Here is a 26,712-nt window from a genome sequence, read left to right as displayed (position 1 = left end):
CCCCGCCCCGCCGCATCAGCTCCGGGGCCAGTCACCCCGCCACAAACCCGCCAAGGGAGCGTCAATGACCACCACCGTCCCGCCCGCCGACACCGCCGAGGTCGGCACGCGCATGTCGCGTCGGGAGGTTCTCCAGGCCCTTTCCGGCCTGATGGTCGGCATGTTCGTGTCCATCCTCGCCTCCACGGTGGTGGCGAACGCGCTGCCGCGGATCATCGCGGACCTGAACGGCAGCCAGACCGTCTACACGTGGATCGTCACCAGCGAACTGCTCGCCATGACGGCGACGGTGCCGCTCTGGGGCAAGATGGCCGACCTGTACAGCAAGAAGCTGCTGATCCAGTTGTCGCTGGGACTGTTCGTGGTGGGTTCGCTCATCGCGGGCTTCACGCCGAACGTCGAGGTGCTGCTGCTCAGCCGTGTCGTCCAGGGCATCGGCGCCGGCGGCATGACGGCGCTGGCCACGATCGTCATGGCGGCGATGATCCCGCCGCGTGAGCTGGGCCGCTACGCCGGCATCTTCGGCGCGGTCTTCGGTGTGGGCACCATCGCCGGTCCGCTGATCGGCGGCCTGCTCGTCGACACGTCGTGGCTGGGCTGGCGCTGGTGCTTCCTGATCGGCGTCCCGTTCAGCATCATCTCCATCGCCCTGCTCCAGCGCACCCTGCACCTGCCGGTCATCCGCCGCAAGGCGAAGATCGACTGGCTGGGCGCCCTGCTCATCACCTCTGGTGTCTCCACGCTGCTGATCTGGTCGTCCCTGGCCGGGAACAAGTTCGAGTGGGCCTCCGGCTGGACGGCCCTGATGGTCGTCGGTGGTCTGGTCCTGCTGGCGCTGGCCGTGCTCGTCGAATCGCGCGCCGCCGAGCCGATCGTCCCGCTGGGCATCTTCCGCAACCGCACGGTCTCGCTGGCCACGGTCGCCAGCGTGCTGGTCGGTGTCGCGCTGTTCGGCGGCACCGTCTTCCTGTCCCAGTACTTCCAGATCTCGCTGGGCAAGTCGCCCACCGTCGCCGGCCTGATGAGCCTTCCGATGATCTTCGGCCTGCTCGTCTCGTCGACGATCGCCGGACAGCTCATCACGAAGTACGGCCGGTGGAAGGCCTACCTGGTGGCAGGCGCCGCGGTGATGAGCGTCGGGATGCTGCTCCTGGGCACCATCGACGCCGACACCAGCGTCGTCGTGCTGTCGATCTACATGGCCGTGCTGGGCATCGGCGTCGGCATGCTCATGCAGAACCTCGTGCTCGCCGCGCAGAACGACGTACCGGCCCACGAACTCGGCGTCACCACCTCCGTGCTGACGTTCTTCCGCAGCATGGGCGGCGCGATCGGAGTCAGCGCCCTCGGCGCGGTCCTGGCAAGTCGGGTGACCTCGCTGACGACCGAGCGGCTCGGCCCGGCGGCGACCGCCGGCGGCGGCTCCGCCGAGGTACCCGACCTGTCCACGCTGCCCGAGCCGGTGCTGCGCATCGTGCAGGACGTGTACGGCATCGCCACCGCGGACCTCTTCCTGGTCGGCGCGCCGTTCGCGCTGCTCGCGCTGGTCGTCGTGCTGTTCATCAAGGAGAAGCCGCTGCACACCCTCAGCGGGGAGGAACGACGCGTCCAGGAGGAGGCGGCGGCAAAGGTCGCGATTCACTGAGTCGTACGCCAGCAGAACGGGGGCGGGCCGGTTGGCCCGCCCCCGTTTCGCGTTTCTCGGTAACGACATGGTGTGAACGCGTTGCCACGTAAAGTGAGATTGAGCCGGTCAACGGCTGACGCCAGACGTGCGCCGGGCCGCCACTGCGGCGGCGCCGCTCGGCCAACTGCCGGGTCGGACAGCTCGGCAACGTCGCGGCCTGTTCGGCCGCAGGAGGTGTGGACGATGCCCATGCTGTCGGTCTTCAATCCTCGGCACACGGTCGCTCCCCCGGGATACAGCCGCTGGCTCATCCCGACCGCCGCACTGGCCGTGCACGTGTGCATCGGCCAGGTCTACGCGACGAGTGTCTACAAGAACTCCCTCATCGCGCACTTCGACACCAGCCAGACGGCGATCGGGGCGATCTTCAGTATCGCCATCGTCATGCTGGGCTCGTCCGCGGCGGTGGGTGGCCGTTGGGTGGAGAAGAACGGACCGCGCCGGGCGATGTTCGTCTCGGCGTGCTTCTGGGCCGTCGGGTTCCTGGTCGGCGCGCTCGGCATCGCGACCCAGCAGCTGTGGCTGCTCTACCTCGGGTACGGCGTCATCGGCGGCATCGGGCTCGGCATCGGTTACATCTCGCCCGTCTCGACCCTGATCAAGTGGTTCCCGGACCGCCCCGGCCTCGCCACCGGGCTGGCCATCATGGGGTTCGGCGGCGGCGCCCTGGTCGCCGGCCCGCTCGCGCGCCAACTGCTCTCCCTCTACGACTCCGGCTACAACCCCAACAACCCGGCCGCCGTGGCATCGGGCAGCGCCCTCGTGGCGCTGTTCGTCACGTTCGGCATCGGCTATTTCGTGATCATGATGTTCGGGCCGTTCAACGTCCGGGTTCCGGCGCCGGACTGGCGGCCCGCCGGGTTCGACCCCGCGAGCGTCGCCGCCAAGCCCCTGGTGACGACGGCGAGCGTGTCGGCGTCGAACGCCGTGCGTACCCGGTCGTTCTGGTTGCTGTGGATCGTGCTGTTCTGCAACGTCACCGCGGGCATCGGCATCCTGGAGCAGGCAAGCCCGATGATCCAGGACTTCTTCCGGGACAACGGGACCGCCACCGCGGTCTCGGTGTCGGCTGCGGCCGGTTTCGTGGGGGTGCTGTCGCTGTTCAACATGGCTGGGCGGTTCGTCTGGTCGACGACGTCCGACCTCATCGGCCGCAAGCCCATCTACATGGTCTACCTCGGCGTCGGCATGGTGCTGTACGTGCTGCTCGCCGTGGCCGGCCACTCCGCGACCGCGGTCTTCGTGCTGATCGCCGCCGCGATCATCTCCTTCTACGGCGGTGGCTTCGCCACCATGCCCGCCTACCTGCGTGACCTGTTCGGCACCTTCCAGGTCGGGGCCATCCACGGCCGGATCCTCACCGCCTGGTCGGCCGCGGGTGTCGCCGGCCCGCTGATCGTCAACGGGATCCTCGACACACAGGGCAAGCCCGGCACCCTCACGGCGGCTGCGTACCGGCCCGCGCTGTTCACCATGGTCGGCATCCTCGCCATCGGGTTCATCGCGAACCTGCTGGTGCGTTCCGTGCCCGAGCGGTTCCACGAACCGAACAGAGGGCCTACCTCGCCCGTGGCGAAGGCCACCGTCACCGAGCCGGTCGCTCTCGGGCCGGACAGCCAGCCGCCCGCGCCGCCGCACGTCGGTAGCCAGACCGGGCGGCTCTGGTTGTCGTGGCTGCTGGTCGCGGTGCTGCTTGGCTACGGCATCGTCCAGACCGCCATCACCGCCGCGAAGCTGTTCACCGGCTGACGCGCGGCGGCCCGACGCCGCCGGACCTCTCGCATCGCAACGGAAGGCGCCCCTCGAAAGGGGCGCCTTCCGTTTCGCCGATCCGCTCAGAGCGGGGTCACCGACCGGTTCTCGTTGAGCCGCTCCCGTTGTGGCACGACCGTGTACTTCGGATCGCGGGCCGACACCCGTCCCGCCTCGAAGACGCCGAACCGGGTGGCGACCGACGATGCCACGAGGGCGGCGCCGGAGATCGCCGACAGGACCCGGCTGCGCCGGCTGAGCAGGGCGGTGGCGGTGCCCACGGCGAGCAGGGCGCGTCCCGCCCTGACCAGCCGGCCGCTGCGTCCGTGCGTGTAGGGCTCGCTGGTGAGGCCCTGCCGCTCCAGCTGGTGCCCTCCGCCAAACTCGATGGCCGCGGCGGCCAGGGCGAGTCGTCGCAGTGGGGCGGTCTCGGCGGCCGGTGCCGCGATCAGGCCGACCCCGGACGCCGCGGCGAGCGCGCTGCCGGCGAAGACGAACGGCAGCGACGGGTAGGCGTCGTGCCAGGACGGCACGGCCGTGTCGGCGAGCAGCACCCCGGTGTACGTCGCCAGCGCGGGCGCGGTGGCCGCGGCAGCCAGGCCGGCGACGTTGCCGATGGGCGGTGCGATCCGACGGGCGAGGCCGAGCACACCGTGCTGCGGGAGCAGCGGCGCGAGCTCGGCGACCGCGGCCACGCCGGCCAGCGGGCCGAACGCGGCGAGGATCCAGGTGCCGACCGACATCGGCGAGGTCACCTTGGCCACCCGGAGCATGTGATGGAACCGGGCCGGCCGGCCGAGGTCGTGGACCAGCAGGTACGTGCTGGCGGCGACGCCGCCGAGGGCCGTCCAACGGCCCACCTTGCGCAGCCCGGGTCGTCCGGTCAGTTGGGCGCCCGCGCCGATCAGCGCACTTCCGGCGGCGAGGCCTCCGGTGAACAGGTAGCCGGCGATGTCGTACTTCCACACCGGCGGCTTCAGTACCGGCCGGCCGTAGTAGGAGGCGAAGTCGGCCGGCGGCACCGTGAGTCGTTCACCGCCGCGGGTCATCGCCGCCCGCCCAGGAACGCGACCGCCGTGGCGACCGCCATCGTCATCGCGGCCAGGCCGGCACGCTTCCACATGGCCGGCAGGTCGCGGGTGGTCACGATCGGGTCCGGTGGCAGCCCGTACACCTCCGGTTCGTCCAGCAGCAGGAAGAACGCACCATCACCACCGACACCGTCGTTCGGGTCGTGCCCGTACAACCGCGCCTCCGGCACGCCCCGCTCATGCAGCTTCGCCACCCGCGCGGCGGCCCGCTCCCGCAACTCGTCCAGTTCCCCGTACTGGATCGACTCCGTCGGGCACGCCTGCGCACACGCCGGCGTCATGCCGACCCCGAGCCGGTCGTAGCACAGCGTGCACTTCCACGCCCGACCATCATCCTTGCGTTGATCGATCACGCCGTACGGGCAGGCGGAGATGCAGTAACCGCAGCCGTTGCAGATGTCCTCCTGCACCACCACGGTGCCGAACTCCGTCCGGAACAGGGAACCTGTCGGGCAGACATCCAGACAGGCCGCGTGGGTGCAGTGCTTGCACACGTCCGACATCATCAACCAGCGAAAGTCCGTCCGCCCCTCCGCACCCGAACCCCGGCCCGGCGGCTGCGCACCCGGCATCCCCAGAAACTCCGGCCCGCCCGACATGCGGGCCGCCGCGGCGGGCGAGCCGGTGGGCAGGCCGGGGTCCGTTCCGGTGTCGGTGCTGGTACGCGCGCCGACCGCCGCCGTCGCCGGGCTGATCGCCGGCCCGTCCGGATCACCCGCGAATGCCGGGGTTGCCCAGCCGGCCGAGCGGGGCTGCTCCACGAACGCGACGTGCCGCCACGAGTTGGCAGTCAGCGCGCCCGTGTTGTCGTACGACATGCCCAGCAGGTCGAGCCCGCTCTCGGGGACACCGTTCCACTCCTTGCAGGCCACCTCGCACGCTTTGCAGCCGATGCAGACGCTGGTGTCGGTGAAGAACCCCATCCGCGGCGGCGCGTTCTCGTAGCCGGCGTCCGGTGCGGGGTCCAGCGGCCCGTACAGGGCGTTGGCATGGGGCATCGGTCAGGCCTCCTGGTCGCTGCTGCTGTCGGCGACGTCGGTCGTGACCATCGGCGGGTAGCGGTGGACGAGGTTTCCCGACCGCCGCCGGTAGTCGACGACGAGGTCCACCAGGTCCTGTCCTCTGGGGCGTCGTCCGGGTCGGACGTCGCACGTGCCGACCTTGCTCTCCTGAATCAGGACGTTGGGGTCGAGGGTGATGCCGAACAGGTCGTTGGCCGAGTCGCCGGTCACCAGGCCCTCGAAACCGAAGTGGTACGGCAGCCAGACCTGGTGGATGATCCGGCCATCCACTCGCAGCGGCGTCACCCGGTCGGTCACCAGCACCTTCGCCTCGACCGCCGCCCGGCTGGTGACCAGGTGGGCCCAGCCCAGATGACTCAACCCACGCAGGGCCGCCAACTCCGGCGACACCTCGACGAACATCTCGGGCTGCAACTCGGCCAGCGGCGACACGTTGCGGCTCATCGCACCGGCGGTGTGGTGCTCGGTGAGCCGGCTGACCGTGAACACGTACGGGAAGACGTCGCTGTGCTCCTGCGGCGGGCTCGGGTTGAGCGTGTTGATCGGGTGGGTGTAGACCTTGCGGGTCGGGTTGGCCTGCTGCCGGTAGAGCGGGTTGCGCACCGGCGACTCGACCGGCTCGTAGTGGGTGGGCATCGGTCCGTCGAGGACGCCGGTGGGCGCGTACAGCCAGCCTTTGCCGTCGCCCTGAAGGATGAACGGGTCGTCGCCGGCGATGCCCGCCACACCCGAGGCGTCGTGCGCCGGCCGGTAGGACGGCGGTTTGGTCTTTTCGAAGTCCGGCACGTCGTAGCCGGTCCACTCGCTCTTGTCCGCGTCCCACCAGATGTAACGTTTGCGCTCACTCCACGGGTTGCCGTCCGGGTCGGCGGACGCACGGTTGTAGAGGATGCGCCGATTGGCCGGCCACGCCCAACCCCACTCGGGTGCCACCAGGGACTGCTCCGAGCCGGGTTTGCGGCGGGCCGCCTGGTTGACGCCGTCGGCGTACACCCCCGTGTAGATCCAGCAACCGCCGACGGTGGAGCCGTCGTCCTTCATCTCGGTGAACGACGCCAGCGGACGGCCGGTGGCCACGTCGTACCCGTTGATCTCGCGCAGCACCGACTCGGCGCTCGGCTCCGCGTGCGGGCCGTGCGTGGGGTAGTCCCAGGTGAGGTCGAGCAGCGCACGGTCGCGCGGCTTCGTCGACGTCGCCAGCCGTTCCCGGATGACGCGACCGAGGTGGTAGAAGAACCAGAGTTCGGAGCGGGCGTCGCCTGGTGGCTCGACGGCCTTCTCCCGCCACTGCAACAGCCGTTGGGTCTGGGTGAAGGTGCCCTCCTTCTCCACGTGGGAGGCGGCCGGTAGGAAGAACACCTCGGTGCGGCACCGCTCGGGCACGATCTCGCCGGTCTCGATCTCCGGCGCGTTCTGCCAGAACGTGGCGCTCTCGATCATGAACAGGTCACGGACCACGAGCCAGTCGAGGTTGGCCATGCCGAGCCGCTGCGCCCGGCCGTGCGCCGACCCGACCGCCGGGTTCTGCCCGAGCAGGAAGTAGCCCTTGATCTTGCCGTCGATCATGTCGAGCACCTGCTGGTAGGTGCCGTGGTCGCCGGTCATCCGCGGCATGTACCCGTAGCAGTAGTCGTTGTCGGCGGTGGCGGCATCACCCCAGTACGCCTTGAGCAGGTTGACGCCGTAGGTGCGGGCGTTGCCCCAGAAGCCCTTCTGCCCGGGGTGCGCGATGCTGTCCACCCACTTGTCCAGGGTCGGGTGCTCGGCATGGTGGGGCATCGGCAGGTAACCGGGCAACAGGTTGAACAACGTCGGGATGTCGGTGGAGCCCTGGATGCTGGCGTGCCCGCGCAGGGCCATCACCCCACCACCCGGACGGCCCACGTTGCCCAGCAGGAGCTGGATGATCGCGCCGGTGCGGATGTACTGCACGCCGACGCTGTGCTGCGTCCAGCCCACCGAGTAGACGAGCATGCCGGTCCGGTCCCGGCCGGAGTTCTCCGTCCACGCGTGGGCCAGTTCGAGGAACTTCTCCTGCGGGATGCCGCAGACCCGTTCCACCATCTCCGGGGTGTAGCGGGCGAAGTGCCGCTTGAGGATCTGGTAGACGCAGCGCGGGTGCTGCAACGTCTCGTCACGTTCGGTCTCGCCGCCGACCGGCGCGCCGTGCGACTCGTTCTCCAGCCCGGCCGCCGTCTCCCGCTGCGTCTCGCTGTCGCGGGTCGTCTGGTCCTGCGGGTGGCCCTCGTACCGCCAACTGGCCTGGTCGTAGGTGGCATTGTCGTCGTTGAAGCCGGAGAAGAGGCCGTGCATGTCCTCGGTGTCGGCGTACTCCTCGGTCACGATGGTCGCTGCGTTGGTGTAGGCGACGACGTACTCCCGGAAGTCCAACTCGTTGTCGAGGATGTAGTGCACCACCCCGCCGAGCAGCGCGATGTCGGTGCCCGCCCGGATCGGCAGGTACGAGTCAGCCACCGCGCTGGTACGGGTGAACCGCGGGTCGACGTGGAAGACCTTCGCCCCCCGACGCTTGGCCTCCATCACCCACTGGAAGCCCACCGGGTGCGCCTCGGCCATGTTCGAACCCTGGATGACGATGACGTCGGAGTTCGACAGGTCCTGCTGGTACTGGGTGGCGCCGCCACGACCGAAGCTGGTCCCCAGACCGGGGACGGTGGAGGAGTGTCAAATACGGGCCTGGTTCTCGATCTGAAGAGCCCCCATCGCGGTGAACAACTTCTTGATGAGGTAGTTCTCCTCGTTGTCCAGCGTCGCCCCGCCCAGGCTGGAGATACCCAGCGTCCGGTTGAGCGGTCGACCCTCGGCGTCGACGTCCTCCCAGGTCTCGTCCCGGGCGGCCAGGACCCGATCGGCGATCATGTTCAGCGCCGTGTCGAGGTCGAGGTTCTCCCACTCGGTGCCGTACGGCCGGCGGTAGCGGACCGTGGTCTGCCGCAGCGGGCTGGTGACCAGACTCTTGCTGGCCGAACCCTTCGGGCAGAGCCGGCCCCGCGAGATCGGGCTGTCCGGATCGCCCTCGATCTGACTGACCTGCCCGTCCTTCACGAACACCCGCTGACCACAACCAACAGCGCAGTACGGGCAGACGGACCGCGCCATCGAATCGGCGGTATCGGTGCGGGCGGTGAGCGCGCGGGACCCGTCGGACTTCGCCGCGGCACCCCGGCCCAGCGGGTCCGTGCCGGTGAGTTGGCGGTAGACCGGCCAGCCCTCGAACCAGCTGCGCACCCCCATCGCCGCACCTTCCCGACCAATCCCGCCAAATATGAACACTCTGACGTTAGATGAGGTGCCGGCCCGGTCGCAGCGGGATCACGAACAGTCATGCCTCCCCCAGCCTGTGGTGCGGGCCGGGAGAGGCATGGGGTAACGGCGCTGGTCAGTGCGGTTGTAACTGGCCCATGTGCTGGTCGCTGAAGGTCCGGTAGCGGCGCAGCTCCCAGAACAACCAACCGATGCTGATGATCGCCAACACGACGAAGACCAGCGAACCGGAGAACGTGTCCCAGAGGGTGTGCAGGACGACGACACCGAGGAACGTGCCGAGGAACCCGAAGAGCCGAGCGACGCTCGGGCTCGCCAGCAACGCCCAGAGCGCGCCGGCGGTCAGCCCGGTCCAGGCGGTGTGACCGGCGGGCGCCGTCAGGCCCCGGATGAAGAGCGTCTGCTCCACCGCGCCGATGTTGCCCTGCGAACTCAGCAGCGCGCTGAACGCGTAGCCCATCGTCTCCAGCGCGGCGAACCCCATGCCGGCGGCGATGCCGATGATCAGCCCGTCGGAGGGCACCCGGCGCCGACGCTGGGCCACCACCGTGAACAGCAGCACCACCGGGACGATCAGCTTCGCCGACTCCTCGATCAACGCGACGAACAGCATCGGCAGGGTGCCGAGGCCGCGCAGGGTGTCGTACTCCAGGGTGCCGGCGACCACCGTGCCGATCACACCACCGAAGAACGCCGACGTCACCAGCACCGGCGCCGGCACCTGCCACCGCCCGGTCCGGGCCTGTGCGAACGTCAGGAACGTCAATGGCACCAACGTCGCCCCGAGCAGGATCAACGCCGGTACGAAGTTCGGATTCTTGGTGCTGACCAGGGTCCGCAGCACCGCCAGATAAAGGATCAGCCCGATGACGAGCACACCGACCCACGCCCACCGGCGCCAACGATCACCCATACCGCGCAGTCTGGCGGACCAAGGTTACGAAGACCAGCCACGGGACTGAGGTCGTGACGACTCCGCACCTGCGCGCGCTCCCGTCGAGGATCCTCTCGCAGGTGTCGGCCGCGACCAGCGCCACCGCGGTTGGCAGGTCCGGTTCCGGAAGCCCGAGTTCGGCACTGACTGCCGCAAGGCGCCGGCTGGCGTCATGCGCCGGCAGTGTCCGAGCTGACTCCGCTGCGAGTGCCACCACGGCGTCGCCGTCGACGCCAGCCACCAACAGGTCGCAGGCCAGCATCACCGCGTGGTGCGGGTCGGCGTCGTCGAGCAGCGCTCGGGCCTGTTCAGCCCGGAGCCGGCGAAGGAGTCCGTCATCCACGAGCCGAGACTAAGCGATCTTTCATAACCGGCGACCTTCCCCAGCGTCGCCCGCAGCCGACGGGGACGTCTTCGTGCTTCACGATCACCTACGATCCGCCCATGCGTCGCGTGGCACGATCCCTGGCACTCACACTCCTACTGGCCCTGTCGACCTGCACCGGGAAGCCCATCGATGCTGGGGACGTCGCGTTGACCGTCTTTCTGAACGACGACGCGACGGCGACGCAGAGAGACGCCGTGCAGCAGCGCCTTCGGTCGATGCCAAGTGTCGAAGGGGTGGCTCTCGAAACCCGCGATCAGGTGTACGAGCGCTCCAAGGTCGATTTCAAGGACCAGCCCGACCTGCTGGCGAATCTCAAGCCGGAGTACGCGCCCGAGTTGGTTCACGCCACCGTCACCGACTCTTTGATCGCCGAGGCGATCGAGCTGGTGATGGCCGAGGTCGACGGTGTCGATGGGGTGTCGTTCAGGATCGCGGACGCCGAGCCTCGGCCCTCCCGGATCGGGGTCATCGTTCGGCTGAAATCCTCGGCGACCAGCGAGCAACGAGCCGCGATCCAGGCCGCTGTCGGCGGACTGCCACACGCGACGTCGGTCGGGTTCGAGGACCGTGACGCCGCGTACGAGCGCCTGCGTCAGCGCTGCCGGGGCAAGGGCGACCTGAGCACGCAGCTCAAACCACCGATGCCGCACGAGTCGTGGCGCTTCGCGCATCCCCTGAACGGCAAGGGCTCTGGAGTGTCACACCTGATGAAGCTCGACGGCGTCGACGGCGTCAATCTGGTTCCCGTCGAAATGCTGTAGTCGCACCCCTGAAGGCGGCCCGCCCTTGGCGTGGTCAGTGTCGATGTAGCCGTGCTCCGCGCCGCGACCGGAACGTAGGCATCGCCGTCTAATCAGTGTTCTGTCCCGGACGCCTCGGGAGGGAGTCCCCCGTCGCGGGGTCTGGCACGGGCGGCAGGTCCTGTAGGCCGGCCCATACAAGATGGCGAGTGCCGTCGCGGCTTCTCGTCGTGCGTAGGCTCACGGCTGTGCGCCCGTTGCTGATCGCCGAGACAGTGATGACGCCGTCGACCTTCGTCGAGTGGCTGACCGGCACGGGGTTACTGGTGTGGAGCCATCGTTCGCTGCGCGTGTTGCACTCGGACCTGACCGTCGCGCTGGCATGGGAGCCCTCCGACGCGGACCCGATCCTGGCCGTCGGCGTGGCTCCGGAGCGGTCGCGGTTCGCGCTTGTGGGACCACGACAGGTGCAGGTCCGCAGCGCTGATGGCCGCGTCCGGTGGGCGGTCGAGCACGGGAGGGTCTTGTCGACAGGTTGGCCCCGGCCGAGTTGTCACCTGGCCGGGGACGATCTTCTCTGGCTGTTTGTGCCCGACGCTGCCGGCGACCAACTCGTCGTGTTGGACGCGTCCAGTGGCGGTGCCGAGGTGGACCGGCGCCCCCTTCAGACCGTTGAAGGCTCTGCCACATTCATCCTGGACGCCAATCGACAACACGTCGGGCTGCACATCGCGGTGGGACCGGAGACCTGCCTCAGCTACCGCTGGACGACGGCTGATCGGCGGCTGCTCGGCGGCTGCTCGCCGGGCAGACCATGAACGGCTGCCTGGCCGACATCAACGCCGGCGGGAGCTTCTACCTCTCCATGCCGCACGGCAGCGGCTGGATCGCGATACGCGATGTTGCCGACGACAGCGCCCGGGTGGAGCGCCGCTACGACGACGTCCCCGAGTTCGGCGACTCCGACGACTACCGGATGTACGAGGCCGCAGCAGTCGTATCCGACGACTGGGTCATGGTCGGCGTCGCAACCGACGAGAGCGACGCCGAGCAGCATCTCCTACTCTCCACCCGCACCCTGCGCCCGCAGACCGTGATGGATTACGGCATCGACATGCCCCAGAACTCGATCCGGTCCGCCGGTGGAGACGGACGGTGGATGACGCACGACGCCGACGCTGGAGTGGTCCGGCTCTGGCAGTTACGCGAGCCACACACGGACGAGATCGAAGGCCAGCTCGAGCTGTGGTAGAGCTGTGGATCAGGGGCCGCCCGGTTGCGGTCGACGATCCCACAGCACCAGGCCGGTGAGCAGCATCGCGACGCCCAGACCGACCATCGCCAACCCCACCGCCGTGTGCGCGCTCCCGCTCAGGTGACCGGCCACGATCCACCCGCTGTCTATCCCGAACACCAGCGGCATCAGCCCCTGCGGGATCACCGGGATCCACCCGACCGTCAGCAACCCCAGCGCCCACGCGGTCGACTTGTTCTCCCGATACCACTGCATGTCCCAGGTCAGCGGGAGCACCGTCTCCGGGGGCCGGCTCCGCTGACCGGCCGCGGCGAGCACCGCCGTGCCGCGCCGCGCGAACCGCTCGTCGGCCAGCCACACGCCACCCCACCAGGTCGCCACCCCGGACAGCAGCCCGACCACCGGTAGCAGCGGTGCCGCCTCCGGCGGGCCCCAGATCACCAGGGCGAGCACCGGCGCGGCGGCGAGCAGCCCAGCAGCGGTGGCGACCAGCACGCTGACGATGTCGGTCGGGTTGTCGGCCGCAGTGGGGTGCCGCGGGTCGGCTACCGGGCGTACGCGCAGCAGCGACACCCACACCGGCACCGACGCGCCCGCGCCGAGCAGGGCCGGCAGGGTGGAAAGCGCGGCCAAGGGGTCGATGTCGGGCGCGAGGAGGATGCCCGCGACGGTGAGCAGCACGCCGATCGGGGTGACCAGCACCAACCACGCCAAGGCCCGACCCCTGACCTCGGCCCGTTCGCCGTCGGGCGTGGTGAGCGGCAGCCACAACGCGGTGCCGTCCAGCCCGACCAGCCCGGCGGACATCGCCGCCGCGCCGAGCACGGCCAGCGGTCCCGCCCACGGCAGCAGCAGGTCCACGTCGGACAGCAGCGGCAGTCCGGCGAGCAGCGCCCCGTACACCACAGCGAACGCCAGATACTGCAACCGCAACGGATGCCGCACCCAGGCCCGCAGCTCACGGCCGACGACCGCCCGCGTCGCCGCCGGCACCCACCCCAGCCACTCGCGCTCAGCCGCGGCCGGTGACGCCGCCGTGGTCCGGCGCGGCCGGAACGGCGCACCGGCGGCGATCACCCTTCGGACGAGCATGATGTACGCGGCGGCGCAGAGCGCCACGATGCCCACCAGGGTCGCCATCAGGCGCACCCCTTGCCCGGATGGCCCAGTCACGGCGGCGATCGGCCAGGCGCTCGGCACGTACGCCATGGCCCGGACCACCTCCCCCGGCGCTGCCACGAGCAGGACCGACACCCACGGGAAGACCGCCCAGAGCGACCCGGCGACACCCATCGCCGTGCCGGTGAAGACGCCGGTGAGCAGCGCACCGGCCGGACCGCCGGCGTGGCCGACGACCTCCAGCGCGATGGCCGAGCCGATCAGCCCGAGCAGCCAGAGCAGCACCGCGCCGAAGGCGGTGACGAGGACCGCGACGGTGCCGTACCGGGCGGCGTGCACCGGCAGCGCGGCGAGTGCCACCAGCGAGACGGCCGGGCCGATACCGATCGCCGACGCGGCGAGCAGGCCGATCGCTGCCGGGACCCCGCCGATCGGCTCCAACCGCAGGTGGGCCGGGCGGACCCGGCCGCGCCCGCCGCCGAGCAGCAACGGCAGGACGATCCAGCCGAGAACCCACGCCCCGGCCAGCAGGCCGAGAGTGTGCTGGTCACCGCGGAGCGCGTACCGGATCAACCAGGCGGCGGCGAGCAGACCGACCAGGCCGGCCACCGTGGGGCCAGGGTGTTCGCGCAGCGAGCGACGCAGCATCGTCGCGCGCATCCGGGCCGGCACCATGATCGCGCCGAGGGTGCCGCCCAGCTGGCCGGGGGCGGTCAGTTGCGTGCTCATCGTGCCCCGGTCAGCCAGTCCAGACCGGCGCTGCCGGAGGCTTCGGCGCCGACCAACTCGACGAACCGGTCCTCCAGGCTGCCGCCGGCGGCGACCTCGGCGACCGACCCGGCGGCGACCACCCGGCCCTGATGGATCACGGTGACCTCATCGCACATCTGCTCGACGAGCAGCATCGAGTGGGTGGACAGCACGCAGGTGCCGCCGCCGACCACGAACCGGCGCAGCACCTGGCGGATGGTGGCCGCGGAGACCGGGTCGACCGCCTCGAACGGTTCGTCGAGCACGAGCAGCCGGGGCGCGTGCAGCAGCGCCTGGGCGAGGCCCAGCTTCTTGCGGGTGCCGGTGGAACAGTCGGCCAGCGGGGTGCCCGCGCCCTTGGCCAGGCCGAGCACGTCGATCAGTTCGGCGGCACGGTCGGTTGCCGTGGCCCGGGGTAGCCCGCGCAGGCCGGCGCTGTAGCGCAGCAGTTCGGCACCGGTGAGGCGCTCCGGGAAGTCGAGGCCGTCGGGCAGCACGCCGGTCAGCGCGCGGGTGAGGCCGCGCTCGCGCAGCGCGTCGTGGCCGAGGATCCGGATCTGCCCGGAGTCCGGGGTGACCAGGCCGACGGCCATCCCGATGGTGGTGGACTTGCCAGCGCCGTTGGGCCCGACGATGCCGTGGAAGGTGCCGGGGTGGACGGTCAGATCGATGCCGTCCACCGCGCGATGCGCCGCGAAGGTCTTGACCAGGCCACGGATCTCTAGTGCCGGGGGGATCACGCGCCGAGCATAGGTGACCTTGCACGACCGCGTGGCCCGCCGCTAGGCGGTCCACAAAGGATGGACGCTCAGACGACGTGCACCAGCCGGAAGCGTTCGGTCACCACCAGGGTGTCGTCGTCCACGGTGAAGTGCGGGTCGCCCAGCTCGGCGCGCACCTCGGCACTGTGCCAGAACGCCTCGTGCCCCGCACGCCACCGCGCCACCGACTCGTCGCCCTCCCCCTCGGCCAGGGCGTGTGGCAGGTCGACCTCGGCGAGCCGGACCACCCGTACGTCGGTCAGCTCGATGGCGGCGATCCGCCGGCCGGTGGAGTCAACCACGGCCGACAGTTGACCCACCTCGGGCAGCGGCTCGTTCGCGCACTCGTACCCGATCAGCAGGCCCGTCGTCGACGTCTTCGCCCCGGACAGGATCGCGCCCACGAGCTTGTCGCGCAGTGGCCCCGGAAACGCGAACTCGGCAAGCGGAAGATCGTCGAGGTCCATCCGCGGAGCGTACGCGACCCAGCACGCCGGACTGACCGTCGTCGACATGCTCGCGGCGACGTGGCACGGTCTGATCATGGCCACTTACGATGTCGCCCTCGTGCTGCTCGTCGATCCGTCGGGCGCGGTGTTGCTGCAACACCGCGACGAGGATGCGGTCGTCTCGCCGGGCCAGTGGAGCCTGCCGGGTGGCCATGTCGAGCCCGGCGAGTCACCGGAGGCGGCGGCCCGCCGCGAACTGCTGGAGGAAACTGGTCTGACGGCGGGTGAGCTGCACCCGCTGTGGAGCGGACCCCGGCCGTACGAAGCGGGTTTTCCGCACACCGTGACCGTCCACGTGTTCCGTGGCAGCACCACGGCTCGTCAGGAGGACGTGGTGGTCGGCGAAGGGCAGGCCATGGTGTTCATCCCCCGAGACGAGGTGCTCGACCGCGAGTTGGCGGTCTCCACCGCGCTGATCCTGCGCATGATCTAGCGTCAACGGTCGTCAACCCGCCCTGCCTCGACGATCATGCAGTTGTGGTGGGCGACAAAGTCGCTTCTACAGTGCGAAGTTTGGCACCACATCTCCATGATCGATGGGACCGAACCGCGCCGACGAATCGACCCTCGGTCAGGTGTGGTGGATCGGGGTCGCCAGGTCGCTGAGCGGGCGACCCGAGCCGCCCCAGGTCTGGGCGGTGATCTCGGCGGCGATCGCCACGGCCGTCTCTTCCGGCGTCCGCGCGCCCAGGTCCAGCCCGATCGGTGAGCAGAGGCGGGCCAGCGCGCTCTCCGGGACACCCGCCTCGCGCAGCCGGCGCATCCGATCGTCGTGCGCACGCCGGCTGCCCATCGCGCCGATGTAACGGGCGGGCGTGGCGAGGGCGACCTGGAGCAGCGGCACGTCGAACTTGGGGTCGTGGGTCAGGACGCAGAGCACCGTGCGGTCGTCGACGGTCGTCGACTCCAGGTACGCGTGCGGCCAGCGGACGACGAGGTCGTCGACGTCCGGGAAACGCGCACGGGTGGCGAACACCGGGCGGGCGTCGCAGACCGTGACGTGGTAGCCGAGGAACTTGCCGATCCGGGCCATCGCGGCGGCGAAGTCGATCGCACCGAAGATGATCATCCGGGGTGGTGGCACGTACGACTGGACGAACACGGCCACCTCGTCGCCGCGCTGCTGCCCCTGCCGGCCCAGGTGGATCGTGCCGGTGACGCCGAGGGCCAGCATCCCGGTCGCCTGCCGGGCCGCCGCGTCGTCCAGGTCGGGTGCGCCGAGGCTCCCCGCGACCCGATCGGGCCAGATCACCAGTTGGGCGTTCTCGACCGATGCGGTGGCGACCGGACGGCCATCGCGGATCGCGGCGAGGACCTGATCGAACTCGGTCATCGCGACGCTCGGTTGCACCAGGACCTGGATGGTGCCACCGCAGGTCAGACCGACGTCCAACGCGTCGTCGTCGCTGACGCCGAAGGTCTGGGTGTGCGCCGCGCCGGTCTGGATCGCGGTCCGGCAGAGTTCGTAGACAGCGCCCTCGACGCAGCCGCCCGAGATGCTGCCCACCACGTCTCCGTGCGCCGAGACGGCCATCGCCGCGCCAGGTTGTCTGGGCGCGGACTGCCAGGTCCGCGCGACGGTCGCGACGGCGAACGCGACGCCCGCGGCGCGCCAGCCGGCCAGCCCGTCGACGATGTCCCGCATGGCCGCACGATCCGCGAGCCCCGGCGGCACCGTCAACGGCGACCTAAGCAGTTGCTTAGGTCGCCGTTGACTTTGACCACCGCCGGGCAGAGATTTTGCCGGACTGCGGAGGTGCGACATGCAGGTGCCGGCACCGTTCGAGTACGAGCGAGCCACCAGTGTGGACCATGCGATCAGCCTGCTGGAGCGGCTGGGCGGGACAGCCCGCCTGATCGCCGGCGGGCACAGCCTGTTGCCGATGATGAAGCTCCGGCTGGCCAACTTCGACTATCTGATCGACATCAACGACCTGCACGGCGAGTTGGGCTACGTCGAGGCGGGCCCGGACGAGGTCCGCATCGGTGCGCTGACCCGCCATCGGGAACTCCTCGAATCCCCCGTGCTGGCGACGGCGTTCCCGATCTTCGCCGACGCCGAACGGGTGATCGCCGACCCGGTGGTGCGCAACCGGGGCACGCTGGGCGGCTCGCTGTGCCAGGCCGACCCGTCCGAGGATCTGTCTGCGGTCTGCACGACGCTGGACGCGCGGTGCGTGATCCGTGGTCCGGGCGGCGCGGAGCGGGTCGTGTCGATGGAGGAGTTCCACGTCGGGCCGTACGAGACGGCCGTCGCGGACGACGAGATCCTGGTCGAGATCCGGCTACCGGTACGGCCCGGCTGTGGCAGCGCGTACGCCAAGGTCGAGCGCCGGGCCGGCGACTGGGCCGTGGTGTCGGCGGGCGCGGCGGTGTGGCTCGACGGCGGCGCGATCGTCGACGCCCGGGTCGGGCTCGCGGCGGTCGGCCCCAACACCACGGGCATCCCGGCGATCTCGGCGGCGCTGCGCGGGCGGGAACCCTCGGAGAGCCTCTACGAGCAAGCCGGGGCGATCGCGGCGGACAGCTGCGACCCGGTGACCGACCAGCGCGGCAGCGCGGACTACAAGCGGCATCTGGCCGCCGAGCTGACCCGGCGGACCCTGCGCCGGGCCGTCGAACGGGCGAGGAGCTGAGCATGCAGGTCACCATGACCGTCAACGACGTCGAGGTCACCCGGGAGATCGAGGCCCGGCTGCTGCTGGTGCACTTCCTGCGCGACGTGCTGGGTCTGACCGGCACGCACTGGGGCTGCGACACCAGCAACTGCGGCACCTGCGTGGTCTGGCTCGACGGCGAGCCGGTGAAGTCGTGCACGGTGCTCGCGGCGATGGCCGGCGGCCACCAGGTACGTACCGTCGAGGGCCTCGCCAAGGGCGCCGAGCTGGACCCGATCCAGCAGGGGTTCATGCAGTGCCACGGTCTGCAGTGCGGTTTCTGCACCCCGGGGATGATGATGACCGCTCGGGCGCTGCTCGACCGCAACCCCGACCCGAGCGAGACGGAGATCCGGGAGGCGATCTCGGGTCAGATCTGCCGGTGCACGGGTTACGCCACCATCGTGCGCTCGGTCCGCTGGGCCGCCGTGGCGGAGGCGCAGGCCGCCGCCCAGGTCACCGAGACCACCGAATCGTCCGAGGCCGGCGAGATCGACAACGCCGGCCAACCCGCGGAGGCCGTGGCATGACCACTGTGCACGAGCGCGTGGACACGTTCCACGACAACGACCAGAAGCCCGTCGGGTACGGCCGGATGCTGCGCAAGGAGGACCCGCGCTTCCTGCGTGGTCGTGGCCGGTACGTCGACGACGTCCAACTGCCCGGCATGCTGCACCTCGCGATCCTCCGGTCGCCGGTGGCGCACGCCCGGATCGTCAGCATCGACACCAGCGCCGCCGAGGCGTCGCCGGGTGTGAAGGCGGTGGTGACCGGGGCGATGCTGGCGCAGCAGAACCTGGCCTGGATGCCGACGCTCTCCAACGACGTGCAGGCCGTGCTCGCCACCGACAAGGTGCGTTTCCAGGGCCAGGAGGTGGCGTTCGTCGTCGCCGAGGACCGGTACGCGGCGCGTGACGCGCTGGAGCTGATCGACGTCGAGTACGACGTTCTCGACCCGGTGATCGACGCGCGCCGGGCGTTGGAGTCGGACGCACCGCTGATCCGCGACGATCTGGACGGCAAGACGAACAACCACTGCTTCGACTGGGAGACCGGCGACGAGGCGGCCACCGAGGCGGTCTTCGCCCGCGCGGACGTCGTGGTCAGTCAGGATCTCGTCTACCCGCGGGTGCACCCGGCGCCGATGGAGACGTGCGGGGCGGTCGCCGACTACGACGCGGTCGACGGCAAGCTGCGGCTCTGGTCGACCACCCAGGCCCCGCACGCGCACCGCACCCTCTACGCCATCGTGGCGGGCCTGCCCGAGCACAAGATCCAGGTGATCTCGCCGGACATCGGCGGCGGGTTCGGCAACAAGGTGCCGATCTACCCCGGGTACGTCTGCGCGATCGTCGCCTCGATCGTCACCGGCAAGCCGGTGAAGTGGATGGAGGACCGCTCGGAGAACCTGATCAGCACCGGTTTCGCCCGCGACTACATCATGCGCGGGGAGATCGCCGCGACCCGCGACGGCCGGATCCTCGGCATCCGCACGAACGTGCTGGCCGACCACGGCGCGTTCAACGGCACCGCCGCCCCGGTGAAGTACCCGGCCGGCTTCTTCGGGGTCTTCACCGGCAGCTACGACATCGAGGCCGCGTACTGCAAGATGACCGCGGTCTACACCAACAAGGCGCCCGGCGGTGTCGCGTACGCCTGCTCGTTCCGGATCACCGAGGCGGTCTACCTGGTCGAGCGGATTGTCGACTGCCTCGCCGACGAACTCGGCATGGACCCGGCCGAGCTGCGCTTGAAGAACTTCATCCAGCCGGAGCAGTTCCCGTACACGACGAAGACCGGCTGGGTGTACGACTCGGGCAACTACGAGCCGACGATGCGGCTCGCGATGGAGATGGCCGGCTACGACGAGTTGCGCCGCGAGCAGGCCGAGAAGCGCGCCCGGGACGAGCTGATGGGCATCGGCATCGCGTTCTTCACCGAGGCCGTCGGCGCCGGGCCGCGCAAGGACATGGACATTCTCGGGCTGGGCATGGCCGACGGCTGCGAGCTGCGCGTTCACCCGACCGGAAAGGCAGTGGTACGCCTCAGCGTGCAGTCGCAGGGTCAGGGGCACGAGACGACGTTCGCGCAGATCGTCGCCGAGGAGATCGGGATCCCCCCGTCGGACATCGAGGTGCTGCACGGCGACACCGACAACACGCCGTTCGGCCTCGGCACGTACGGCAGCCGCTCGACGCCCGTCTCGGGCGCGGCGGCGGCCCTGGTAGCCCGGAAGGTCCGCGACAAGGCCCGGATCATCGCCTCGGGGATGCTCGAGGTGTCGGTCGCCGACCTGGAGTGGGAGAAGGGCGCGTTCCACGTCGCCGGTGACCCGGGCCGGTCCGTCACGATCCAGGACATCGCCCTGCGCGCGCACGGCGCGGGCGACCTGCCCGAGGGCATCGAGGGTGGCCTGGAGGCGCAGATCTGCTACAACCCGTCGAACCTGACCTATCCGCACGGCGCGTACATCTGCGTGGTGGACATCGACCCCGGCACGGCACAGGTGACGGTACGACGGTTCATCGCGGTCGACGACTGCGGCACCCGGATCAACCCGATGATCATCGAGGGGCAGGTGCACGGCGGGTTGACCGACGGGGTCGGCATGGCGCTGATGGAGATGATCGCGTTCGACGAGGACGGCAACTGCCTCGGCGCGTCCCTGATGGACTACCTGATCCCGACGTCCCTCGAAGTGCCCGACTGGGAGACCGGCTTCACCGTGACCCCGTCGCCGCACCACCCGATCGGCGCGAAGGGCGTGGGTGAGTCCGCGACGGTGGGTTCGCCGCCCGCGATCGTCAACGCGGTCGTGGACGCCCTGAAGCCCTTCGGCGTCCGCCACGCCGACATGCCGCTGACGCCGTCGCGGGTCTGGGACGCGATGCGCGGCCAGGCCCGGCCGCCGATCTGAGGAGCCGAGGATGACCACCATCGCCGAACGCGCCCGGGAGCTGACCGACACCCGGGAGCCGTTCGTCCACGCCACAGTGGTCCGCGCGCAGGATCCGACGTCGGCCCGGCCGGGCGACGACGCGGTGATCCGGTCCGATGGCTCGATCGAGGGTTTCGTGGGCGGGGTGTGCGCGGAGAGTTCGGTGCGGGCCGCCGCCCTCGACACCCTGCGCGACGGGACCGCCCTGCTGCTGCGGGTGCTGCCGGAGGGCGCGGCCCCGTTTCCGGACTCGCCGGGGGCGCGGGTGGTGGTCAACCCGTGCCACTCAGGTGGGGCGATCGAGGTCTTCCTCCGACCGATACTGCCGGCACCGGCGCTGCGCGTGGTCGGTGACACCCCGATCAGCGCCGCCGTGGCGACCCTCGCAGCGTTCCTCGACTTCGACGTCGTCGCCGCCGACGACAGCACCGGGTGCACCGCGGTGGTGGTGGCCGGGTTGGGCAAGGGCGAGCCGGAGGCGATCCGGGCCGCGCTCGACGCCGGCGTCGGTTTCATCGCGCTGGTGGCCAGCGGCAAACGCGGCGTGGCCCTGCTCGACGAACTGGGCCTCACCGACGCGGAACGCGCCCGCGTCCACACCCCGGCCGGGCTGGAGATCGGCGCGCGTACGCCGGCGGAGATCGCCCTGGCGATCATGGGTGAGGTGGTCCGGGCCATCCGGGTGGACGGGTTGGCCCCGGCCTCCGGTGCGCCGGCTGCCCGACCGCAGCAGGCCGTCGACCCGGTGTGCGGGATGACAGTGCTGGTCGGGACGGAGACGCCGCACGCGCGCGTCGACGGGCAGGACTTCTGGTTCTGCTGCGCCGGTTGCCTCGCGAGTTACGCGGCGGCGTGACCCGTGTTCCTGACCGGCCTGGTGCTCGCCGCGGGCGCGTCGGTGCGGCTCGGCGAGGCGAAGCAGCTGCTGCCGTACCGGGGGCGGACGCTGCTCGACGCCACCCTCGACCTGGCCCGCTCGTGCGGCTTCGACCAGTTGCTCGTCACCCTGGGTGGCGCGGCGAGCGATGTACGCGACCGGGTCGACCTGACCGGGTGCCAGGTCGTGCAAAACCCGGCGTTCAGCACCGGCTGCGGTTCGTCGGTCAGCACGGCCGCGCGTGCGGTGGACTCGCGCGCCGACGCGCTCGTGCTGCTCCTCGGCGACCAGCCCGGCGTCCGCGCCGCGGACGTCCGCCGGGTCGCCGCTGCGGGCACCCCGCTGGCCGTGTGCCGGTACGCGGACGGCCTGGGCCACCCCTTCCGCTTCGGCCGCGAGGTCCTGCCCGAGTTGTACGACCTGCACGGCGACAAGGCCGTCTGGAAGCTCCTGCACTCCGGGCGTCACCCGGTGACCGAGGTGCCCGTCGACGGGCCGGTGCCGATCGACGTGGACACCCGAGCCGACTACGAGCGCCTGCTGGCGGGCGAGGCATGAAGGACGCCCAGGCCGTCCGGCATTGCCTCGACGCCGTCGACTACCTGGTCGACGACGGCATGGCGATGGCCCTGTTCCTGGCTCTGCGCCTCGGCCGGCCCCTGCTGCTGGAGGGCGAGCCGGGGGTCGGCAAGACCGCCGCCGCGAAGGCGTTGGCCCGCGCGCTGGAGACACCGCTGATCCGGTTGCAGTGCTATGAGGGGCTCACCGCGGGCGAGGCGCTCTACGAGTGGAACTACCAGCGGCAACTGCTGGCGATCCGGCTTGCCGAGGCGCACCACACCCGGCTCACCGACGCTGACCTGTTCAGCGCCGAGTACCTCCAGGAACGGCCGATCCTGCGGGCCGTACGCCACCGTGGGCCGGTCCCGCCGGTGCTGCTGATCGACGAGATCGACCGGGCCGACGACGAGTTCGAGGCACTGCTGTTCGAGTTCCTCGGCGAGGCCGGCATCACGATCCCCGAACTCGGCACGTTCACCGCCGCCAAGCCGCCGGTCGTGGTCCTCACCTCCAACCGCAGCCGGGAGTTGCACGACGCGTTGCGCCGCCGCTGCCTGTACCACTGGATCGACTTTCCCGAACCGGCCCGCGCCGTCGAGATCGTCCGACGCGCCGTGTCGGGCGCAACAGAGCCGCTGATCCAGACTGCCGTCCAGTTCGTCGGCGGCGTACGCGGCCGCGAGTTGGAAAAGCCGCCCGGGATGGCCGAGACCATCGACTGGGTGGCCGCGCTGTCCGTGCTGGGCGTCGCCGGTCTCGCCGCCGACGACGTCGCGCTGACCATCGGCACCATCGCCAAGACCCCCGACGACCGCGCCGTGGTCGCCGCCGCGCTCGGCGCCTACCAGGAGAGCCAGCTATGAAGATCACGAACGAGTTCGCGGTCGCTGTCCCGATCGACGAGGCGTGGGCGGTGCTCACCGATCTGGAGGGGATCGCGCCGTGCCTGCCGGGCGCCCAGTTGACCGGAGTCGACGGTGACATCTACCGGGGCAGGGTGAAGGTCAAGGTCGGGCCGGTGATCTCGGAGTTCGCGGGCACCGCCCGGTTCGTCGAAAAGGACGACGCCGCCTACCGCGGGGTGATCGACGCGAAGGGCCGCGACGCCCGGTCGACGGGGAACGCGTCCGCGCTGGTCACCGCCCACCTGCGGCCGGACGGCGACCGGACGCTGGTCAGCGTGGACACCGACCTGAAGATCTCCGGCAAGCTGGCCCAGTTCGGCAGCGGCATGATCAAGGAGGTGTCGGGCAAGTTGGTGGCCCAGTTCGTCGCCAACCTGGAGGCCAAGCTCGCGGCCGACCACTCGGCCCCGGCCGTGCCGGCACCACGCGCGGACTCCGAGCCCGTCGCGCCGCCGTCCGGAGCTCCCGAGACGCTTCCCGCCGCGTCCGCGACAGCGGTCGCCACCGCACCCACGACCGCCGCCGTCGCGCCGTCACCGATCGAGCCCTCACCCGTCGCGCCGTCGCCCGCCTCTTCGACGGCGGCATCGTCGCCGATCTCGCCGTCACTGCCGGCGGCCCCGGCGGCGTCGGCGGCGTCGGCGTCGGCGGTCGAGTCGCCCGGCGGTTCCACCCGCGTGGCGGCGGCTGCCGAGCCGGAGGCGCTCGACCTGCTCAGCATCGCCGGCGGTTCGATCACCAAGCGCCTCGTACCCGTCGTTGTCGGTCTCGTCGCCGTGGGCGCGGTGATCGCCTGGCTGGCCTCGCGCCGGTGAGCCAGGGCGTCCTGCGCGGGGTCGACCGGGCCGCGTTCGCGGTGGCGCTCGCCGGCCGGCTGCGACGAGCCGGCGTCGCGGCCGGCCTCACCGACGTCGACGACTTCGTCCGGGCGCTCGCCGCCAGCCCACCCGACTCGATGTCGTCGCTCTACTGGACCGCCCGAATCTGCCTGGTCCGACGGCACGCCGACCTCGCCGCCTTCGACCGGGTCTTCGCGGCGATCTTCGCGGACCCGCCCCCGCTGCCCCGGCCGTCGCGGTCCGCGTCCCCACCTGACGCTCACGACGACGTGTACGTGCGGGTGCCAGCCGACACCGACGACTCGGATTCCGGCGGTGGCCTGCCGTGGGCGACGCTGCCGCCGGCCGTCACGGAGACACCGGCACACGACACCGCGCTGCTGCTGCCCGAGCGGCGCCCCAGCGCCCTCAGCGGGCTCGCCGACCGTCCGTTCGACGAACTCGACAGCGCGCAGGTGGCACAACTCGGCGACGCCCTGCGCGCGGCCGTCGCCGGCTGGCCGACCCGGCGTACCCGGCGGTTCGCCATCGGCACGACCGGTGCCCGGGTCGCGCTGCGGCCCACCATCGCCCGGGCCCGCCGCACCGGATGGGAACCCGTCGAGGTCGTCCGCGAGCGACCGGTGCGACGACCACGCCGGGTCGTGCTGCTCTGCGACGTCAGTGAGTCGATGCGGGCGCAGGCGACCGCGTACCTGCATCTGATGCGGGCGTTCACGGTGGTCGCCGACGCGGAGGTGTTCGCGTTCGCGACGACGCTGACCCGGCTCACCGTGGGGCTGCGACACACGTCGGCGGCCGAGGCGGTCGCGCAGGCCAGCGCCGCCGTGACCGACCGGTACGGAGGCACCCGGATCGCCACGAACCTGCGTTCCCTGCTCACCTCCCACCACGCGGACGCCGTACGCGGGGCGGTGGTGGTGATCGGATCGGACGGCTGGGACAGCGACCCGCCGGACGAACTGGCGGCGGTGATGGCCCGGCTGAGCCGCCGCGCGTACCGGATCGTCTGGTTGAATCCCCGCGCCGGCGCGCCCGGCTTCACGCCCCGGGTCGGCGGCATGGCCGCCGCTCTCCCCTACTGCGACCGGATGCTGCCGGCCGGCACCTTCCAGGACCTGCTGGTCGTCGCCCGTCAGCTCCAGAGCGTCACGTGCACCGACGGCCGGAAGTGGCCGACGCTGACGCCCGCGCCCCGCATCATCGCCTGAATCGCCCTCGGCGTCGACGAGAAGCGCGACAGTTCCTCGGCGGCCGACATCGAACCGGGGGTGGCGAGCACCTGCGCGTGCCACACCGCCTCCATGGTCGCGTGCGGCCCCACCACCTGCCCGAGCTGGCCCTGACGGATGTCCGGCGCGACGGTGAACGCGAGGGCCGGTGCCACCCCCCTGCCCCGCTTGGCCTCCCCCAGCGCGGCCGCGTGGCTCTGGAAGATCTGCTGCCGCTCTTCCGGCACGGCCAGCCGGCGCAGCAGCGCCGGGACCGCGCCCCACTCGGTGGCGGCCGACGGCCCGAGCAGCCAGGTCTGCTCCCGCAGCTGCCCCGGGGACGCCGCCAGGCCGGCCAGTGGATGCTCCGGACCGACGGCGATCACGAGCCGGTAGTTCATCACCGGCCGGCAGCCGATGGCGCTGTCGACGACCGAGGGTTGCGGCCCGATCGCGATGTCGGCGGCGCGGGTCAACAACAGCGATTCGAACGAGCCTGGGTTGCGCACGCTCAACTCGACGTCGAGGTCGGCGGCCCGCTTCGCGAAGAGTTCGATCAGCCCCGGCGCGGCGAACTCGGCGAACAGGCTCGACGCGGCGACCCGCAGCATCCGTCGCCCGCGCGTCGCGGCGCTGACCTCCAGCATGGTGCGGTCCTGCAGGCCCAGCAGCTCCGCCGCGCGACTGGCCAGCCGCAGCCCACCCGGGGTGAACGCGAGGCCCGCCGCCGTCCGGGCGAAGAGCTTGTCGCCGAACTCCTTGCGCAGCTGGGCGATGTGCAGCGACACCGCCGACTCGGAGACCTGAAGCTCCGCAGCGGCCTGTTTGACCGAGCCCAGCCGGACCACGGCGACGTACGCGCGCAGCTGTGTCGGGGTCACCGGCGTCACCCTCTCCCCCGCGATCGCGTGGCTCGGCTCGGCGTCGAGACGAACGACGATCATCCCGCGCCAGCCCGTCCCACCGCCAGCGGCCGATCATCTGATCGTCGGGCCCGGTGCCGTTCACCGCCGGACCGAAGCGGGTGACGACTGCTCCGGTCAGCTGTCGGTGGTGGCCGCCTGGCTCCCGGACACGCAGTACACGTCGCCGGAGTTCGCGGCGTGCGGTAGTTCGTGCAGATGCGTCGCCAGGTCGGTCGCGGACATCCAACGTCGGAACGTCATCGACTTGTCGTCGCCCAACGCCACGTCGAAGCCGTCGAAGCCGAGCGCGGTCAGCCGATCGAGACACCGGGCGGCGACCGCACGCGCGATCGTGGTGAACTCGAACGACAACGCGAGCAGTGGGCGGCTCAGGCCGGCCAGCACCTCGTCCTCGAAACCCTCAACGTCGATCTTGGCAAAGGTCGGCACGCCGTACGTCTCGATCAGCGCGTCGACGGTGACCACCGGGACTTCGATGTCGGCATCCCATACCTCGCCATCCCAC

At 70.8% G+C, this 26,712-nt stretch carries 24 protein-coding genes and 1 pseudogene; 14 read left to right on the top strand and 11 right to left on the bottom strand.

Going from position 1 to position 26,712, the window contains the following annotated elements:
• The first annotated feature begins 64 nt into the window (after window positions 1-64).
• Both DLJ58_RS04130 and DLJ58_RS04125 read left to right on the top strand, forming a co-directional pair.
• On the top strand, window positions 65-1,645 hold the full coding sequence (locus tag DLJ58_RS04130) for an MDR family MFS transporter (protein ID WP_124853931.1): 1,581 nt from the start codon (window positions 65-67) through the stop codon (window positions 1,643-1,645).
• A 231-nt stretch (window positions 1,646-1,876) separates the two neighbouring features.
• Window positions 1,877-3,436 (top strand): OFA family MFS transporter, encoded by a 1,560-nt coding sequence (locus DLJ58_RS04125; protein WP_124853932.1) that lies wholly within the window; start codon window positions 1,877-1,879, stop codon window positions 3,434-3,436.
• A gap of 86 nt (window positions 3,437-3,522) precedes the next feature.
• Here DLJ58_RS04125 and nrfD read toward each other — a convergent pair whose 3' ends face one another.
• The 5 genes and pseudogenes from nrfD to DLJ58_RS04095 all read right to left on the bottom strand — a co-directional run bounded on the left by nrfD (window position 3,523) and on the right by DLJ58_RS04095 (window position 10,114).
• Window positions 3,523-4,488 (bottom strand): NrfD/PsrC family molybdoenzyme membrane anchor subunit, encoded by a 966-nt coding sequence (gene nrfD / locus DLJ58_RS04120; protein ID WP_124853930.1) that lies wholly within the window; start codon window positions 4,486-4,488, stop codon window positions 3,523-3,525.
• On the bottom strand, window positions 4,485-5,528 hold the full coding sequence (locus DLJ58_RS04115) for a 4Fe-4S dicluster domain-containing protein (protein WP_124853929.1): 1,044 nt from the start codon (window positions 5,526-5,528) through the stop codon (window positions 4,485-4,487). Before DLJ58_RS04115 ends, nrfD begins: the two co-directional genes overlap by 4 nt.
• Before the next feature lie 30 nt (window positions 5,529-5,558).
• Window positions 5,559-8,807 (bottom strand): annotated as a pseudogene (gene fdh, locus DLJ58_RS04110) (formate dehydrogenase); the annotation flags it as partial.
• Window positions 8,808-8,952: 145 nt separating this feature from the next.
• The gene (locus tag DLJ58_RS04100; protein WP_124853926.1) at window positions 8,953-9,750 is read right to left on the bottom strand and encodes a PrsW family intramembrane metalloprotease; all 798 of its coding nucleotides are present in this window, start codon (window positions 9,748-9,750) and stop codon (window positions 8,953-8,955) included.
• Window positions 9,743-10,114 carry a hypothetical protein gene (locus DLJ58_RS04095; RefSeq protein ID WP_244218773.1) on the bottom strand — a complete coding sequence of 124 codons (372 nt, stop codon included), beginning with the start codon at window positions 10,112-10,114 and terminating at the stop codon, window positions 9,743-9,745. Before DLJ58_RS04095 ends, DLJ58_RS04100 begins: the two co-directional genes overlap by 8 nt.
• A gap of 101 nt (window positions 10,115-10,215) precedes the next feature.
• Here DLJ58_RS04095 and DLJ58_RS04090 point away from each other — a divergent pair, with 101 nt between their 5' ends.
• From DLJ58_RS04090 to DLJ58_RS04080, 3 genes are all read left to right on the top strand, one after another.
• Window positions 10,216-10,920, top strand: a complete 705-nt coding sequence (locus tag DLJ58_RS04090) for a permease-like cell division protein FtsX (RefSeq protein WP_124853925.1) — start codon at window positions 10,216-10,218, stop codon at window positions 10,918-10,920.
• Window positions 10,921-11,147: 227 nt separating this feature from the next.
• Window positions 11,148-11,717: a hypothetical protein gene (locus DLJ58_RS04085; RefSeq protein WP_124853924.1), complete on the top strand. Its 570-nt coding sequence runs from the start codon at window positions 11,148-11,150 to the stop codon at window positions 11,715-11,717.
• Window positions 11,714-12,151 carry a hypothetical protein gene (locus DLJ58_RS04080; RefSeq protein ID WP_124853923.1) on the top strand — a complete coding sequence of 146 codons (438 nt, stop codon included), beginning with the start codon at window positions 11,714-11,716 and terminating at the stop codon, window positions 12,149-12,151. The genes DLJ58_RS04085 and DLJ58_RS04080 overlap by 4 nt, the downstream gene beginning before the upstream one ends.
• A 9-nt stretch (window positions 12,152-12,160) precedes the next feature.
• Here DLJ58_RS04080 and DLJ58_RS04075 read toward each other — a convergent pair whose 3' ends face one another.
• The 3 genes from DLJ58_RS04075 to DLJ58_RS04065 all read right to left on the bottom strand — a co-directional run bounded on the left by DLJ58_RS04075 (window position 12,161) and on the right by DLJ58_RS04065 (window position 15,251).
• Complete coding sequence (locus DLJ58_RS04075; protein ID WP_124853922.1) at window positions 12,161-14,002, bottom strand: hypothetical protein; 1,842 nt, start codon at window positions 14,000-14,002, stop codon at window positions 12,161-12,163.
• The gene (locus tag DLJ58_RS04070) at window positions 13,999-14,763 is read right to left on the bottom strand and encodes an ABC transporter ATP-binding protein (protein ID WP_124853921.1); all 765 of its coding nucleotides are present in this window, start codon (window positions 14,761-14,763) and stop codon (window positions 13,999-14,001) included. Before DLJ58_RS04070 ends, DLJ58_RS04075 begins: the two co-directional genes overlap by 4 nt.
• Window positions 14,764-14,831: 68 nt before the next feature.
• The gene (locus DLJ58_RS04065) at window positions 14,832-15,251 is read right to left on the bottom strand and encodes an ASCH domain-containing protein (protein WP_124853920.1); all 420 of its coding nucleotides are present in this window, start codon (window positions 15,249-15,251) and stop codon (window positions 14,832-14,834) included.
• A gap of 76 nt (window positions 15,252-15,327) precedes the next feature.
• Here DLJ58_RS04065 and DLJ58_RS04060 point away from each other — a divergent pair, with 76 nt between their 5' ends.
• Complete coding sequence (locus tag DLJ58_RS04060; protein ID WP_124853919.1) at window positions 15,328-15,726, top strand: NUDIX hydrolase; 399 nt, start codon at window positions 15,328-15,330, stop codon at window positions 15,724-15,726.
• A gap of 138 nt (window positions 15,727-15,864) precedes the next feature.
• Here the strand turns inward: DLJ58_RS04060 and DLJ58_RS04055 are convergent, their stop codons facing one another.
• Entirely contained in the window at window positions 15,865-16,938 is a 1,074-nt protein-coding gene (locus tag DLJ58_RS04055) for an XdhC family protein (RefSeq protein ID WP_124853918.1), read from the bottom strand.
• Between the two features lie 118 nt (window positions 16,939-17,056).
• Here DLJ58_RS04055 and DLJ58_RS04050 point away from each other — a divergent pair, with 118 nt between their 5' ends.
• From DLJ58_RS04050 to DLJ58_RS04015, 8 genes are read left to right on the top strand one after another with little or no spacing between them, the layout of a single operon-like run.
• Complete coding sequence (locus DLJ58_RS04050; RefSeq protein ID WP_124853917.1) at window positions 17,057-17,929, top strand: FAD binding domain-containing protein; 873 nt, start codon at window positions 17,057-17,059, stop codon at window positions 17,927-17,929.
• Between the two features lie 2 nt (window positions 17,930-17,931).
• On the top strand, window positions 17,932-18,480 hold the full coding sequence (locus tag DLJ58_RS04045) for a (2Fe-2S)-binding protein (protein ID WP_091399278.1): 549 nt from the start codon (window positions 17,932-17,934) through the stop codon (window positions 18,478-18,480).
• Window positions 18,477-20,867 (top strand): aerobic carbon-monoxide dehydrogenase large subunit, encoded by a 2,391-nt coding sequence (locus DLJ58_RS04040; RefSeq protein WP_124853916.1) that lies wholly within the window; start codon window positions 18,477-18,479, stop codon window positions 20,865-20,867. Before DLJ58_RS04045 ends, DLJ58_RS04040 begins: the two co-directional genes overlap by 4 nt.
• A 10-nt stretch (window positions 20,868-20,877) precedes the next feature.
• A complete protein-coding gene (locus DLJ58_RS04035) occupies window positions 20,878-21,744 on the top strand; it encodes an XdhC family protein (RefSeq protein WP_124853915.1) in 867 nt (288 codons plus the stop codon).
• Between the two features lie 3 nt (window positions 21,745-21,747).
• The gene (locus tag DLJ58_RS04030; protein ID WP_124853914.1) at window positions 21,748-22,323 is read left to right on the top strand and encodes a nucleotidyltransferase family protein; all 576 of its coding nucleotides are present in this window, start codon (window positions 21,748-21,750) and stop codon (window positions 22,321-22,323) included.
• Window positions 22,320-23,189, top strand: a complete 870-nt coding sequence (locus DLJ58_RS04025) for an AAA family ATPase (protein WP_124853913.1) — start codon at window positions 22,320-22,322, stop codon at window positions 23,187-23,189. The genes DLJ58_RS04030 and DLJ58_RS04025 overlap by 4 nt, the downstream gene beginning before the upstream one ends.
• Complete coding sequence (locus DLJ58_RS04020) at window positions 23,186-24,046, top strand: SRPBCC family protein (RefSeq protein ID WP_124853912.1); 861 nt, start codon at window positions 23,186-23,188, stop codon at window positions 24,044-24,046. The genes DLJ58_RS04025 and DLJ58_RS04020 overlap by 4 nt, the downstream gene beginning before the upstream one ends.
• Window positions 24,043-25,281 carry a vWA domain-containing protein gene (locus DLJ58_RS04015; RefSeq protein ID WP_124853911.1) on the top strand — a complete coding sequence of 413 codons (1,239 nt, stop codon included), beginning with the start codon at window positions 24,043-24,045 and terminating at the stop codon, window positions 25,279-25,281. The genes DLJ58_RS04020 and DLJ58_RS04015 overlap by 4 nt, the downstream gene beginning before the upstream one ends.
• Here the strand turns inward: DLJ58_RS04015 and DLJ58_RS04010 are convergent.
• Window positions 25,206-26,162: a LysR family transcriptional regulator gene (locus tag DLJ58_RS04010; protein WP_124853910.1), complete on the bottom strand. Its 957-nt coding sequence runs from the start codon at window positions 26,160-26,162 to the stop codon at window positions 25,206-25,208. The two genes, DLJ58_RS04015 and DLJ58_RS04010, sit on opposite strands and share 76 nt — an antisense overlap.
• Window positions 26,163-26,321: 159 nt before the next feature.
• The coding region (locus DLJ58_RS04005) for an FkbM family methyltransferase (RefSeq protein ID WP_208740846.1) at window positions 26,322-26,712 on the bottom strand (391 nt) is incomplete at its 5' end.

This window comes from Micromonospora arida (assembly GCF_003857035.1).
Taxonomy (GTDB): Bacteria; Actinomycetota; Actinomycetes; order Mycobacteriales; family Micromonosporaceae; genus Micromonospora; species Micromonospora arida.
This window is presented reverse-complemented; position numbering and strand designations above follow the sequence as displayed.

Excerpts from the sequence above, each read along its gene's own strand:
- DLJ58_RS04130 (WP_124853931.1), top strand. The coding sequence starts at position 65 with ATGACCACCACCGTCCCGCCCGCCGACACCGCCGAGGTCGGCACGCGC.
- DLJ58_RS04125 (WP_124853932.1), top strand. The coding sequence starts at position 1,877 with ATGCTGTCGGTCTTCAATCCTCGGCACACGGTCGCTCCCCCGGGATAC.
- nrfD (WP_124853930.1), bottom strand. The coding sequence starts at position 4,488 with ATGACCCGCGGCGGTGAACGACTCACGGTGCCGCCGGCCGACTTCGCC.
- DLJ58_RS04115 (WP_124853929.1), bottom strand. The coding sequence starts at position 5,528 with ATGCCCCATGCCAACGCCCTGTACGGGCCGCTGGACCCCGCACCGGAC.
- DLJ58_RS04100 (WP_124853926.1), bottom strand. The coding sequence starts at position 9,750 with ATGGGTGATCGTTGGCGCCGGTGGGCGTGGGTCGGTGTGCTCGTCATC.
- DLJ58_RS04090 (WP_124853925.1), top strand. The coding sequence starts at position 10,216 with ATGCGTCGCGTGGCACGATCCCTGGCACTCACACTCCTACTGGCCCTG.
- DLJ58_RS04080 (WP_124853923.1), top strand. The coding sequence starts at position 11,714 with ATGAACGGCTGCCTGGCCGACATCAACGCCGGCGGGAGCTTCTACCTC.
- DLJ58_RS04075 (WP_124853922.1), bottom strand. The coding sequence starts at position 14,002 with ATGAGCACGCAACTGACCGCCCCCGGCCAGCTGGGCGGCACCCTCGGC.
- DLJ58_RS04065 (WP_124853920.1), bottom strand. The coding sequence starts at position 15,251 with ATGGACCTCGACGATCTTCCGCTTGCCGAGTTCGCGTTTCCGGGGCCA.
- DLJ58_RS04060 (WP_124853919.1), top strand. The coding sequence starts at position 15,328 with ATGGCCACTTACGATGTCGCCCTCGTGCTGCTCGTCGATCCGTCGGGC.
- DLJ58_RS04055 (WP_124853918.1), bottom strand. The coding sequence starts at position 16,938 with ATGCGGGACATCGTCGACGGGCTGGCCGGCTGGCGCGCCGCGGGCGTC.
- DLJ58_RS04050 (WP_124853917.1), top strand. The coding sequence starts at position 17,057 with ATGCAGGTGCCGGCACCGTTCGAGTACGAGCGAGCCACCAGTGTGGAC.
- DLJ58_RS04045 (WP_091399278.1), top strand. The coding sequence starts at position 17,932 with ATGCAGGTCACCATGACCGTCAACGACGTCGAGGTCACCCGGGAGATC.
- DLJ58_RS04040 (WP_124853916.1), top strand. The coding sequence starts at position 18,477 with ATGACCACTGTGCACGAGCGCGTGGACACGTTCCACGACAACGACCAG.
- DLJ58_RS04035 (WP_124853915.1), top strand. The coding sequence starts at position 20,878 with ATGACCACCATCGCCGAACGCGCCCGGGAGCTGACCGACACCCGGGAG.
- DLJ58_RS04025 (WP_124853913.1), top strand. The coding sequence starts at position 22,320 with ATGAAGGACGCCCAGGCCGTCCGGCATTGCCTCGACGCCGTCGACTAC.
- DLJ58_RS04020 (WP_124853912.1), top strand. The coding sequence starts at position 23,186 with ATGAAGATCACGAACGAGTTCGCGGTCGCTGTCCCGATCGACGAGGCG.